Source organism: Halopseudomonas sp., assembly GCF_036961105.1.
GTDB lineage: Bacteria > Pseudomonadota > Gammaproteobacteria > Pseudomonadales > Pseudomonadaceae > Halopseudomonas.
Map to the genome: position 1 here is coordinate 1 of NZ_JBALWW010000017.1, position 13,242 is coordinate 13,242.

Sequence of the window (13,242 nt, forward strand, 5' to 3'; positions counted from 1 at the left end):
CATCCAGCACGAACTCAGTCTTCATGTTGTTGCTGACGCGCCAGCCAACGATTCTGCGTGCAAAGACATCTATCACGAAGGCCACGTACAGCCAGCCCTGCCACGTTGAAACGTAGGTAAAGTCTGAGACCCACAGCTCGTTTGGGCGACTGGCATGGAATTGGCGATTGACCTTGTCGAGCGGGCATACAAGCTTCCCATCAGGCACCGTAGTACGGATTATCTGGCCGCGGCGAACACCCTGTAACCCAAGCCGGCGCATCAACCTTTGCACCGTGCAACGCGCGACGTTGATACGCTCTCGATGTAGCTGCTTCCACACCTTCACGACGCCATAACACTGCATGTTGTCATCCCAGACGCGTTGGATCTCACTACTCAGCAGCTCGTCTTGTCTGGCCCGCATGCTGCGTAGCGCTGGCTGGCGAGCTCGAGCTGCATGCCGGTAGTAACCGGACGGAGCAATCTGCACCACTCGGCAGATCGACTCGACTCCGTAACGGTCACGATATTCGTCGACGAAGCCGTTCAGGGTTTGTTGCGGCGGTCGAGCTCCGCCTGGGCAAAATAAGCACTGGCCAGGCGGAGGATCTCGTTCGCTTTACGCAGCTCACGATTCTCGCGTTCCAGCGCCTTGATCCGCTCCCGTTCCTCAGTGGTCTGCCCGGGCCTGCGCCCCAGGTCAGTTTGATACTTGCGCACCCAGCTGTGCAGCGTTTGCGGAACACAACCGATCTTGGGCGCAATGGATTCGATCGCTGCCCATTCGGATGGGTAGTCGTTCACGTTCTCCAGAACCATGCGCACGGCACGTTCACGGACTTCTGGGGAGTAGCTGTTGGATTTTTTCATGCCTCATTCTCTCAAGAGTTGAGGCCTCCACGAAACCCGGTGTGATTCACTACGCGCACCTCATCCTTCTTGAGAAGCTCTTCCTTTTTTCTTCCGAACAACTTCCCTAGCACGGCTCATCTCCTGAAACATAACGCGAAGCGCACCGGTGGCCTTTACAGAGCGAAGCGGCGTAAAGGGCATCCGTGTGACGCGACTTGTTATGAGTTTTCACGCGGCTTCTCCTTGGCACCGCCAAATTGCTGAATACGCTTGTGGCTTTCTTCAGTCCAGTGAAAAAAATTTCGAAGGGTAATCGGAATACCATTCACGCTGTTTAACTCACTGGCGGCCTCTTCCGTTAAATCCTCTGCCGCGACCACCAAGGTAAATCCCTCTTCCATGTGAGACACTGCCTTTTTGACGCTCCTGACATGGGCAACACCATCTTTCAGAACAATAAGCATATGGCCCCCTTTCCTCCGGCACCAATTGCACAAGTTCCTTATACTTGCTTGGCACGGATTTATGGAGACTTGCCTTATCTCGATACTTATTCAGCTTCATACTCATAACAGCTTACTGGACCGGCGGCTTTATGATTGATTATCAGCGCCTTCCGCATATCAACGCTCCCCGCCGCCGTCCCACTGTAAAAAAACCTTAAAATTCAGCCGGTTGAACATAAGCGCCCAACCACCACGCGTATTCGCGTGACTTCCGCATTTCGTGCATTCAATAACACTGGATGGCATGCCGCTCCTCATGCTTTCACCCTCAACGCCGCCGCCAAACGAGCGCAAGCGCGCGCATGCTTCGGTTAAAAGCTGAGTGCCTTGAAGGGATGAGATAGAAAGCGAGCGTAACGCCGCGAAAGGGGCTTTGCTGCCTGGTGCAATAACACTACGCGCCATCCTTGGACTCCTGTGATCTGGCTCATTGCCATATACAGAAAGTAGCGCCATATCGGCGTGCGGTAAAGCGGATGTTGTTTGGCGCTGGGTACGCACGCGTTGCGCCTGTCGATGGCGCATCTTTCGCTTGGTGCCCCGCCGCAGCGCACGCACTTAATCAGTTTGGTAGCGCCTTCCGTCAACTCACTACAAATTTTGCATACAAAGGCCATGAATTTTTGTACACAATGTGCGACCTTTTCCGCCTAGCTGGCTGTTGGTCTCTGTTATTGCCTGTTTTGGGCATGTGGCTGCCAGCGCGAAAGGCGGAATAGAACGTGCAAGCGCAACCAGCGGGGCTGAAGTATTCAGGCCGGTTGGTAACCACAACAAGACGCAAGGGAAGGGCTCATGGCCAATCACGACTTCAAGATCGATCACATCGACACCTCGCTGCATAACAGCGATCTGGCGCCACTGCCGCCTGCGCAGCGCAAGTGGGGCTGGTTCGAGATTTTCAACGTCTGGTCCAACGATATCCAGAGCCTGTTCGGCTATACCCTGGCGGCGACCCTGTTTATCTCTTACGGGCTGAGCGGTTGGGCGGTGCTGGGCGGCATTGTGCTGGCGGGCTTTATCGTGATGGGGCTGGTGCAGCTGACCGGCAAGCCAAGCGTGAAGTACGGCATTCCCTTCCCGGTGATGGCGCGCTCCAGCATGGGCGTGCGCGGGGCCAACTTCCCGGCGATGGTGCGCGGCATTGTGGCGATCTTCTGGTACGGGGTGCAGACCTACTTTGCCTCGACCGCCGTGGCGCTGCTGCTGAACGCGGTGCTGGAATCGCCGGCAGACGCGGCCACCTTTCTGGGCATGACTGCTATCGGTTGGCTGTCTTACGTGATTGTCTGCGTGTTTCAGGTGCTGCTGTTTATTCGCGGCATCGACTGGATTACCCGCTTTCTGAACTGGGCGGGCCCCTTGGTGTACCTGGTGATGATCGCGCTGATGCTGATCATCTGGTATCAGGCCGGCCCCAGTCTGCTGCGCGAGTTGGGCAGCATCTTTGCCGGTACGGGCGAGTACGAGGCCGGCCCGGTCGCGGCTTTCTTTGCGGTGGTGGGCACCATGGTCGCCTACTTTGCGGCGGTGGTGATCAACTATGGTGACTTCGCCCGTTTTGTGAAGGACGAGAAGCAGATGACCAAGGGCAACTTTCTGGGTCTGCCGGTGAGCCTGGCGATTTTTTCCATCATTGCGCTGGTGATTACCGCCGGCACCGTGGTGGTGTTTGGCGAGACCCTGACCAACCCCACCGACATTGTCGCGCGGGTGGACAACCTGACGCTGACCATTATTGCGGCCCTGACCTTTTTCGCCGCGACCGTGGGCATCAACCTGGTGGCCAACTTCATTCCGCCGGCTTACGACATTGCCAACCTGGCCCCGGCGCACATCAGCGCGCGCACCGGCGGCTTTATCACTGCGGCCATTGCCTTCTTTATTGGCGCGCTCTGGGTGTCGTTCATCAGCCAGATGGGTATCGCCGCCTTCGTGGATACCCTGGGCGCGATTCTGGCACCGCTCTACGGCATCATAGTGGCGGACTACTATCTGGTGCGTAAGCAGCAGCTCAACCTGCAGGATCTGTTCAGCGCCCAGCCCGGCTCTACCTACTATTTCAATGCTGGCTGGAACCGCAAGGCGATGATCTCCTTCGCAGTCGCCTCGACCTTCTCGGTTGCCTCGGTATGGGTCCCGGCGGTCAGCGATCTGCACGGCTATGCCTGGCTGCTGGGTGCGCTGCTGGGTGCGGTGCTGCATTACCTGCTGATGCGCAACGCGGCAGCGCAGCACAGCGCCAGCACGCTGGAACGCCAGGGTTGAACAGGCGCCGCCGCTGCGGGCACCTGCTCTGCAGCGGCGGTACGTTAGATGCGCTGAAAGGCTTCGCCGATGGATTGGCAGGCCTTGCGCAGCCACACCTTGGTGCGTTGGCGCTCCATCATGCTCAGATGCGCACCATCACTGCCCTTGAGGTTGATCGCTGACCAGAAGCTCAGTGCCAGCTTGTCGATGCGGTGCAGGGTGGCCACGTGCAACTCGGGAATGTCGACCACCGCCAGCAAGCGGGGTGCGGCGCCGCTGCTGAGCACCGCATCTATATCGCTGAAATCGTTGCCGCAGCCGTGGTTGCGCACCACCACAAAGGGCATTACCGCGCCGTACTTCTGCTGAAAGGCCTGCAACAGCATGACCGAGTCGCGCCCGCCGTCTACCACGTACCAGAACACCGTTTTCAGCCCCAGCTCGTCACACATCTCCAGTACGCCGCTGTCTTCCAGCCAGCGATCGAGAAAGCGCTGGCTCTGGGCAGGCAGGTCTACCAGCAGTTGCTTGGCTTCATCATCGGTGGCCAGTTCGATGATCTGGTCGATGCTTTCAAAGTCGTCCAGCACTATGGGCCGGGTGAATTCGGGGTAGTAGTGCGTGAGCGTGGCGTGGGACTGGTCGGCATCGAAACCGGCGTATAGCAGTCCGTTATCCAGAAAGAACTGTGACAACAGGCGCGACACAACGGATTTGCCGACCCCGCCCTTTTCGCCACCAACGAAGTGAATGGTACTCATGAATGCATCCTGTGCAGAGCTGGAAGGTGTTTCATATTTCAATGCGAAATATAGGCCAGCAATGCGAACAAGCTGTGACGCCCGGCCTCGCACTACCCCAATAACCCCAGCCGACACTAGGTTCGCAGCGCCTCCCAGGTTTGTTGACCGACGATGCCATCCACCAGCAACCCCTGCGCCTTCTGAAAGCTCATCACCGCCAGCTCGGTGGCCGGCCCAAAGTCCCGGTCGATGGCCAGGGGTACGCCCTTGGCAGCAAGCAGCTCCTGCAGCTCGCCCACGGCATCGCCAAAGGAGCCACGCCGCAAGGCGGCGGTGCTGCCGCCCTGGCGTTGGGATACGCCAATGGCTTCGATGGCGGCGACGGCGGTTTTCGCCTTCTGCAGATACTTGCGCCTGTCTTCCAGCCCGTTCAGGCCGCCATTGACCAAGCGCGTGGCGCGAATCAGATCATCCCGGTCTGCTACCGGGTTGATGTCGCGCATGGCCCAGTACTCGCAGGCGATGCGCAACGAGGTGAGCGGATCGGCCGCCAGTTCGGGCTCGTCTTCCAGCGGCAGTTGCAGGCGCGCACCCATGCTGCGGTAGTTGGCGCGGCCGGTGAGTTGAATCAGGCCGCGCCCCTTGTAGCGCCGGCCGTCGCCGCGCTGGGTATTGCCCAGGTCGCGCCGGCCTTCATAGGCCGCGCCGCTGGCAAACTCTTCGGTGGTGCGAAAGCCGGCGCACTCGTGTGTCACCTGCCCCATGAAGTGGGCGATGCGCAGGCGGGTATTGATCTGATAACTGTTGAGCGTGGGGGCAAAGGCGGCGGAAATTTCGCCGATTATGCGCATCTGCGCCTGTGCCAGTGAACCGGAGAAACGGGGAGCTACTGCCAGGATGAAATTGCCATCGACGGGAATCATGGGCTCGGCCTCGTCTGTTGCGCGCGCAAATCAGTGATCGAAGATCACAGGACGGCACTGCTCAACATCGCCGCGGCTCGGGCTTGTACTACAACCACCACACCCTGGCAGAAAGACCCGACAAGGGCTGGCAATCAAGCGCATCAGCAAGCTTAGCTGGAATGCGCCTCAACGCCAGCCCTCGCGGCTTACTGCTGGTTCTGCTGCAACTGCTGAATACGCTGCGACTCGGCCGCGATCATCTCCTGCAGCTCGCCGATGTTGGCCTGCACACGCTGCGCGCCCAACTGACCGCCCTGCACCATGAGCTCGGGCATTACCTGGATGGTTTTTTTGCCTACATCGGTGGAATAGAAGGCGTTAAGCTCCTTGAGCTCCTCGGCGGTAAAGGCGTCGGCGTAAATTCTGGCCATGTCGCCCTTGATGCTGTCGTAGCTCATGTATTTCTTGAAGAACTTGACCATCACGTTCTTGTAGGGAGCCAGAGCCGGGTTCTGCTGCAACTGCAGATCGAGCATGCCGGCAATGCTGGCATCCATCGAGGCCTCCATGTCCATATGCGCGAGCAGCTTTTCCGCTTCGCGCTCCGCCGCCGCATCTGCCTGCGCCCAGGTGCACAGGCTCAAACCCGCCACTACGTAAAGAATCTGCAATATCTTCATGAAAAACCTCTCGCGTTGTATGAACCGCTGATGCGCCGCCTATGTTCAGCGCAAACCAGGGGAAATGAAGCAACAGCGAGCAGCCTGTCCCGGCCCATGGCATCGCTCATGGCGTGGCTCAGCGCTCCTTGCTGCGCTCCAGCATAGCCGCAGGGGCAAGGCGCGCCAACCGCGAGCGGCGGACCCTGTTCACAATGCCAGCGGCAGACCGATGTCGATATTGCGGTGCTGCTCCATCACCCGCATGAAATGCGCGGGATCTTTTACCAGCACCCCGTGCTGGCCGCTGTGCTGATCAGCCGCCAGTTGCCGCGATAGCCAGAAGCGCAGCGCGGCAATGCGCAGCATGTCCGGCCAGCAGGCATGTTCTGCCGGGGTGAAAACGCGCAGGCTGGCATAGCCGGCGAGCAGGGCGCGGGTGCGCCGTGGGTCGAGACTGGCGTCGGCGTTGAGGCACCAGTCGTTGGTGGCGATGGCCACGTCGTAGAGGGTCCAGCCGCTGGCGGCGTTATAGAAGTCGATCACACCGCTCAGGTGGTGACCGTCAAACATGACGTTATCGCGAAACAGGTCGGCGTGCAGCAGGGCGCGCGGCAGGCCTGGGTCGTGCTGCTGCCAGCGCGCGAGCACCGCAAGCAGTTCCTCCAGCAAAGCCGCCTGCTTGCCGCTGCAAGCTGGCAGTTGCTGGCGGGTTTCACTGAGCATCCATTCCAGCCCGCGCTCGCTGGGCCGCGCCAGGGGCGTATCTACCGTGGCCTTGTGCAGCTTGGCAAGCCAGCGGCCAACCGCCTCGCAGTGGGCCGGGTCGGGCTGCTCCACGTGCCGGCCCGGAAGCCGGGGTTGCAGCAGTGCCGGACGGCCATTGAGCTGGTGCAGACATTCACCCCGCCGGTCGGCTATGGCGTAGGGCACCGAAAGCCCGGCCTGGTGCAGGCATTCCAGCAATTCGACAAAGAACGGCAGGGCTTGCACATCGCCGCGCTCTACCAGCGTCAGCACGTAGTCGCCGGAGCTGCAGTTGACGAAGAAGTTGCTGTTTTCACTGCCCCCGGCAATACCGGAATAATCCACCAGCCGCCCTAGCTCAAAGCCCTGCAGAAAGATTTCCAGCTGCTCGCGGCTGACTTCGGTAAATACCGACATGGCTCAACTCACCATTCGAAGATTTTCCAGGAGGGAATGCGCATGCCATCGGGCTGGTCGGAACGCATGTAGTTGCCCTCGTCATCCACGGCCACCAGGTAGTAGGGCGGGCCATTCTTGGGGATGACCTTGATGGCGTAGAGAAAGCCGTTGACGCGGTACTCTTCCACCGTGCGGTCGCCCTCTTCACGAATGGTTACATCGGGCTCGCCAGTGACGGCGTCCTGCGCCATTACCGAAAAACTACTGGCCAGCAGGAGCACGGCCAGGCCACGGCCAAATAGTCGAATCATGGTAGTCTTGTCCTATCGTTGAATGACACTCGCATTCTAGCAGCCTGTCGGGCTCAGGCGTTCGTCGCGAGAGAAGTTCGGGTGGTGTTGTTTGTTGCAGGCTTGCGCCGGCTGACGGTTCTATTTAGCGCAAATCTGCCTGAAGCAATAGCCAATTCGGCTTTTCCGCCGCAGAACAGTCCCGAGCGAGACAGTCTGCCACCCTTTACCTCCGGAAATGTTGACCTGACGCATGACTGACAAAGCACCGCTGATCCTGGTAGACGGTTCTTCCTACCTGTACCGGGCCTTCCACGCCCTGCCACCACTGACCACCTCCAAGGGGCTGCCCACCGGCGCGGTCAAGGGGGTGCTGAACATGCTCAACAGCCTGCGCAAACAGTATCCGCGCAGCCCGCTGGCCGTGGTCTTTGATGCCAAGGGCAAGACCTTCCGCGACGAGCTGTTCGAGGATTACAAATCCCATCGCCCGCCCATGCCCGACGATCTGCGCGTGCAGATCGAACCCCTGCATGCCTGCGTCAAGGCGCTGGGCCTGCCGCTGCTGTGCGTCGATAACGTGGAAGCCGATGACGTGATCGGCACCCTGGCGCGCCAGAGTGCGGCGGCGGGCTGCCCGGTGGTGATTTCCACCGGCGACAAGGACATGGCGCAGCTGGTGGACGAGCAGATTACCCTGGTCAACACCATGAGCGGCACCGTGCTGGATATTCCCGGCGTGCACGAGAAGTTTGGCGTGGGCCCGGAATGCATCATCGACTTTCTGGCGCTGATGGGCGACAAGTCCGACAACATTCCCGGCGTGCCGGGCGTTGGCGAAAAAACCGCAGCCGGCCTGATTACTGGCCTTGGCGGCGGTTTGGAAGTGATCTACGCCAATCTCGACAAGGTTCCGGAGCTGAGCATCAGGGGCGCCAAGAAGCTGCCCGAAAAACTGCTGGAACACCGCGAGATGGCCTTCCTCTCCTATCAGCTGGCAACCATCAAGGTGGATGTGGAGCTGGATATTCGCGCCGACGCGCTGATGCCCGACGAGCCGGACCGCGAAGCGCTGATGGCGCTCTACCAGCAGCTGGAGTTTCGCAGCTGGGTAGAAGACCTGAACCGCGAGGCCAAGGCCGCCGCGCAGAACGACGCCTCCGCCCCCGCTGCTGCCGCCGTGGATACCGCAGTGGAATATGACATCATCCTCGAACAGGCGGACCTGGATCGCTGGCTGGAACAATTGCGCAACGCCGAGCTGTTCGCCTTTGATACCGAAACCACCAGCATCAATGCCCAGCTGGCCGAACTGGTGGGCGTCTCGGTGGCCGTCGCGCCGAATCAGGCGGCCTATATTCCGCTGGCCCACAGTTACATGGGCGTACCCGATCAGCTGGACCGCCGCCAGGTGCTGGAAGCGCTGCGCCCGTTGCTGGAAGATCCCGGCAAGATCAAGGTTGCCCAGCACGCCAAGTACGACATGAACGTGCTGGCCCATTACGACATCCATGTGCAGGGCGTCGCCTTCGATACCATGCTCGAGTCCTATGTGCTGAACTCGGTCGCCTCGCGCCACGATATGGACAGCCTGGCCCTGAACCACCTGGGCCACAGCACCATTCGCTTTGAAGACATCGCCGGCAAGGGCGCCAAGCAGCTGACCTTTGATCAGATCGCCCTGGAGCAGGCCGGACCCTACGCTGCGGAAGATGCCGATATCACCCTGCGCCTGCACCACACACTCTGGGGCAAGCTGCAGGCGCATCCCGGCCTGGTCAAGGTGCTACAGGAAATCGAAATACCGCTGGTGCCGATTCTGGCCCGGGTGGAGCGCTACGGCGCGCTGGTTGATGCCAAGCTGCTGGGCCTGCAAAGCCTGGAGCTGGGCGACAAGATGGTGGCGCTGCAACGCGAAGCTTTCGAGCTGGCTGGTGAGGAGTTCAACCTCGGCTCGCCCAAGCAGCTGGGTACCATTCTGTACGAGAAGCAGGGCTTGCCGGTGATTTCCAAGACCGCCAAGGGCCAACCCTCGACCGCCGAAGCCGTGCTTGCCGAGCTGGCGGACCAGGGCTTCCCCTTGCCGCAGGTGATCATGCAGTACCGAACCCTGAGCAAGCTCAAGAGCACGTACACCGACCGCCTGCCGGAGCAGATCAACCCGCGCACCGGGCGCATTCACACCAGTTACCACCAGGCGGTTACCGCGACGGGTCGGCTGTCGTCATCCGACCCGAACCTGCAGAACATCCCCATTCGCACCGCAGAGGGACGACGCATCCGCCAGGCCTTTATCGCGCCCAAGGGTTACAAGCTGGTAGCCGCGGATTACTCCCAGATCGAGCTGCGCATCATGGCCCACCTGGCGCAAGACCCGGGCCTGCTGCACGCCTTCCAGCATGGGCTCGATGTGCACCGCGCTACCGCAGCCGAAGTCTTCGGCGTGGAGCTGGACGCGGTCAGCAGTGATCAGCGACGCAGCGCCAAGGCGATCAACTTCGGACTCATCTATGGCATGAGTGCCTTTGGCCTGGCCAAGCAGATTGATGTGGGCCGCAAGCAGGCGCAGGAATATATCGACCGCTACTTCACCCGCTACCCCGGCGTGCTCGACTATATGGAGCGCACCCGCACCCAGGCGGCAGAACAGGGCTTTGTCGAAACGCTGTTCGGCCGGCGCCTCTACCTGCCCGACATCAACGCCAAGAATCCCGCCCTGCGCCGCGGCGCCGAACGTACCGCCATCAACGCGCCCATGCAGGGCACCGCCGCCGACATCATCAAGCGCGCCATGATCAAGGTCGACCAATGGCTGGCCGACAGCGGCCTGGACGCCCGCGTGATCATGCAGGTTCACGATGAACTGGTACTGGAAGTGCGCGAGGATCAGGTCGAAGCCGTCAACCAGGGCCTGCAGGAATACATGAGCCAGGCTGCAGAGCTGGATGTGCCGCTGCTGGTGGAAGTGGGGGTGGGTTGTAACTGGGATGAGGCGCACTAGCGCGCCTTTGGCGCGCAGCCGCAAGCTTCAAGCTTCAAGCTGAACGAGTGGAAGTTCCTAGCTTGAGTTCCGGCTGGACGGGTTTAACAATCAGCGCCTCAGCCAGACAATGCAACTGGGTTCGCTTGTAGCTTGTAGCTTGTAGCTTGCCGCTTGCCGCTTGCCGCTTGCCGCTAAAAACCCAGGCCTAAGCCTGGGTTTTTTGATAACCAACCGTTCTAAATGTTTTTTGAACTTAGCTGAAACCAGCCCGTCAGAGACTATGAATGGCTTAATTGCCATTCATGCTCCTTAGATGTGATTTAGTGTTGGCAGAAAACCGGGCACTCCCTTTCCTAGCACATGCCCGGTCGTTAACCTCGAGCCTCCCTCCCCATAGAAGCTCGGGGTTTTTTTTGCCTGCGATTTGGGGTTTTGCAGCCAAGCTGCCAGTTGAGTGCCCCGGCGTGGCGCTATTCCTGATCACCCCATTCGTCGTCGCTCAGTTCCTCTGGCTCGTCTTCGTCCAGCTCGTCGCCCTCCAGCAGCTCCTCCTCTGGCGGGTACAGCCACTGTTCCAGCCTGGCGTAGGCCTCTTCGATGCCCTGACGCTTGGGCGCGGAGAACAGCTGCACGGTCGACATCTCGCCAAAGGTCTTGCGCATGGTGGCCTGAATCTTCAGCAGGGCATTTTTTGCCGCACCAAATGCCAGCTTGTCTGATTTGCTGAGCAGCACGTGCGCAGGAATGTTACTCATCTGCGCCCAGTCGAGCATCATGCAGTCGAACTCGGACAGCGGATGGCGAATATCCATCACCAGGACGACACCAGCCAGGCTGTTGCGCTGGGTCAGGTAGGCATCCAGATGCTGCTTCCAGTGTTCTTTCAGTTCCAGCGGCACCTTGGCATAACCATAACCGGGCAAATCCACCAGGCGGCGCTGATCATCCAGCTGGAAGAAGTTGATCAACTGAGTACGGCCGGGTGTTTTCGAGGTGCGCGCCAGGCGCGCGTGGGTCAGGGTATTGAGCGCGCTCGACTTGCCGGCGTTGGAGCGACCGGCAAAGGCGACTTCCAGACCGATATCGGCCGGGCATTGCTCCACCAGACTGGCGCTCTTGATGAAGGTGGCCTGCTGACAGAGGGATACGAGGGGAGTTGTAGACGACATGGGAAACCTGTTGATTCCGCCCAACGGGCTGGAAAGCTGATGACATTCACGTTTGCGGCCTGCTTAGTATATAATGCCGCGGTTGTGGGAAGCACTGAACAATTCCCTTGGTGTTGATTGTCGAGGTGATTTTTCAGTGCTGCTCGCCAAACGCTCCCTACCTGCGTCAGTTCGCCCATTGCGCCCGGCGAAGGCGGCAGCTAGCATGGGCGGACTATAAGGCATCCTGTGATGAAAACGCGGTCATTAAGGCCGGACAACAGGTAAAGCCATCATTTTCTTTTAGCCGTAATTGGATTAGCCGATGAATAAACTACTCGTTAGTCTGGTATTGACCATGGGTGTCGCCGCCTCTGCGCATGCCGTTGAGGGTGACGCCGAAGCCGGTCAGGCCAAGGTAGCCGTCTGCGGTGCCTGTCATGGTGCAGACGGCAACAGCCCAGCGCCGAACTTTCCCAAGTTGGCCGGCCAGGGCGAACGGTACCTGCTGAAACAGCTGGGCGACATCAAGGAAGGCCGTCGTGTTGTCATCGAAATGACCGGCATGCTGGACGGTTTCAACGAGCAGGATCTGGCCGATATCGCTGCCTACTTCTCGTCACAGAACCTGGCCATGGGCGTTGCCGATCCGGATCTGGCCGCACGCGGCGAAGCCATCTACCGCGGCGGTGATATGGCTACCGGCCTGCCCGCCTGCACCGGCTGCCACTCACCTACCGGCAAGGGCAACCCACCGGCAGGCTTCCCGCATCTGGCTGGTCAGCACGCTGCCTACACGGCCAAGCAGTTGACCGACTTCCGTGAAGGCGACCGTACCAACGATGGCGATGCGGCCATCATGCGTACCGTGGCGAGCCGTCTGAGCAACAAGGACATTGCCGCCGTTGCCAGCTATATTCAGGGCCTGCGCTAAAGCACCGCTGCTGGGTAAAGCCGGACAAGAAAGGATGACTGCGGTCATCCTTTTTTTATGTCGCAATTCTGTGCCAACAGGTTGCGCCAGCAACACCAGGCCACAGCTTGCGTCTGGTAATCCGGGAATCTTTGCTCTACTGTCGGGTCTGTAAATTCGACACAAACATCTTCACGATCTGCATCACTATCTGCTTTGGAGAACTACATGCGTGCGTTGTTAACCCTTGGTCTGATCTGGCTGCTCGGCAGCTTTGGCATGGTGCAGGCGCAGGATGCCCCTTATCAGGCCGGCGTGCATTACGTGGTACTGCCGACTCCGGCGCCCACCCAGGACCCCGACAAGATCGAGGTGGCCGAACTCTTCTGGTATGGCTGCCCGCACTGCTTTGCCTTCCAGCCGACCATCCATGAATGGTCCAAGACACTGCCCGAAGACGTCAACTTCCGCCCGGTACCCGCCATGTTTGGCGGCGACTGGAATACCCACGGCCAACTGTTCTACACCCTGGAGAGCCTGGGCAAGCTGGACGAAGCGCACGACGCCATCTTCAACGCCATCCACAAGCAGAACAACAAGCTGAAGGATCAGGACGCCATGATCGAGTTCCTGGAGCCCTATGGCGTCAGCGAAGAAGATTTTGTCAAAGCCTGGGACTCCTTCGGCGTGAAGAGCAAGATGAATCAGGCCGAGCAGCTTGCCCGCGCCTATCGCGCCAGCGGCGTTCCCTGCCTGATCGTCAACGGCAAGTACCGCATTGAAGGCAAGATGGCCGGCAGCTTCGAAAACATGCTGAAAATCGCCGAATATCTGGTCGAGCAGGAACGTCAGGCACAGTAACAGG

General features: G+C 59.8%; 11 protein-coding genes, 1 pseudogene and 1 other annotated feature. Of the genes and pseudogenes, 4 read left to right on the forward strand and 8 right to left on the reverse strand.

The genetic code is table 11. The annotated features are described in order from the left end of the window. Both V7756_RS14555 and V7756_RS14560 read right to left on the reverse strand, forming a co-directional pair. Positions 1-852: pseudogene (locus V7756_RS14555) on the reverse strand (IS3 family transposase); the annotation flags it as partial. After that, positions 458-574 (reverse strand) — a sequence feature (AL1L pseudoknot). Its footprint overlaps the pseudogene before it by 117 nt. Before the next feature lie 200 nt (positions 853-1,052). Next, positions 1,053-1,298: a hypothetical protein gene (locus V7756_RS14560; protein ID WP_335610918.1), complete on the reverse strand. Its 246-nt coding sequence runs from the start codon at positions 1,296-1,298 to the stop codon at positions 1,053-1,055. Between the two features lie 837 nt (positions 1,299-2,135). On the opposite strand from V7756_RS14560, the gene V7756_RS14565 reads away from it, so the two are divergent. Further along, entirely contained in the window at positions 2,136-3,608 is a 1,473-nt protein-coding gene (locus V7756_RS14565; RefSeq protein ID WP_335610919.1) for an NCS1 family nucleobase:cation symporter-1, read from the forward strand. A 44-nt stretch (positions 3,609-3,652) separates the two neighbouring features. Here the strand turns inward: V7756_RS14565 and V7756_RS14570 are convergent, their stop codons facing one another. From V7756_RS14570 to V7756_RS14590, 5 genes are all read right to left on the reverse strand, one after another. After that, positions 3,653-4,351 (reverse strand): mobilization protein, encoded by a 699-nt coding sequence (locus tag V7756_RS14570; protein WP_335610920.1) that lies wholly within the window; start codon positions 4,349-4,351, stop codon positions 3,653-3,655. Between the two features lie 116 nt (positions 4,352-4,467). After that, positions 4,468-5,256 carry a peptidoglycan-binding protein gene (locus V7756_RS14575; RefSeq protein ID WP_335610921.1) on the reverse strand — a complete coding sequence of 263 codons (789 nt, stop codon included), beginning with the start codon at positions 5,254-5,256 and terminating at the stop codon, positions 4,468-4,470. 188 nt (positions 5,257-5,444) lie between these two features. Beyond that, a complete protein-coding gene (locus V7756_RS14580) occupies positions 5,445-5,918 on the reverse strand; it encodes a DUF2059 domain-containing protein (protein WP_335610922.1) in 474 nt (157 codons plus the stop codon). Positions 5,919-6,107: 189 nt separating this feature from the next. Continuing rightward, on the reverse strand, positions 6,108-7,061 hold the full coding sequence (locus V7756_RS14585) for a homoserine kinase (protein WP_335610923.1): 954 nt from the start codon (positions 7,059-7,061) through the stop codon (positions 6,108-6,110). A gap of 8 nt (positions 7,062-7,069) precedes the next feature. After that, the gene (locus V7756_RS14590; protein ID WP_442909011.1) at positions 7,070-7,354 is read right to left on the reverse strand and encodes a DUF2782 domain-containing protein; all 285 of its coding nucleotides are present in this window, start codon (positions 7,352-7,354) and stop codon (positions 7,070-7,072) included. A 232-nt stretch (positions 7,355-7,586) separates the two neighbouring features. Here V7756_RS14590 and polA point away from each other — a divergent pair, with 232 nt between their 5' ends. Next, positions 7,587-10,334 carry a DNA polymerase I gene (gene polA / locus V7756_RS14595; protein ID WP_335610924.1) on the forward strand — a complete coding sequence of 916 codons (2,748 nt, stop codon included), beginning with the start codon at positions 7,587-7,589 and terminating at the stop codon, positions 10,332-10,334. Positions 10,335-10,786: 452 nt separating this feature from the next. On the opposite strand, the gene yihA is transcribed toward polA, so the two are convergent. Beyond that, complete coding sequence (yihA, locus tag V7756_RS14600) at positions 10,787-11,485, reverse strand: ribosome biogenesis GTP-binding protein YihA/YsxC (protein WP_335610925.1); 699 nt, start codon at positions 11,483-11,485, stop codon at positions 10,787-10,789. Positions 11,486-11,789: 304 nt separating this feature from the next. On the opposite strand from yihA, the gene V7756_RS14605 reads away from it, so the two are divergent. After that, positions 11,790-12,398 (forward strand): c-type cytochrome, encoded by a 609-nt coding sequence (locus V7756_RS14605; protein WP_335610926.1) that lies wholly within the window; start codon positions 11,790-11,792, stop codon positions 12,396-12,398. Positions 12,399-12,605: 207 nt separating this feature from the next. Further along, positions 12,606-13,238, forward strand: coding sequence for a thiol:disulfide interchange protein DsbA/DsbL (locus V7756_RS14610; RefSeq protein WP_335610927.1), 633 nt, complete (start codon positions 12,606-12,608; stop codon positions 13,236-13,238). The last annotated feature ends 4 nt before the right edge of the window (positions 13,239-13,242 follow it).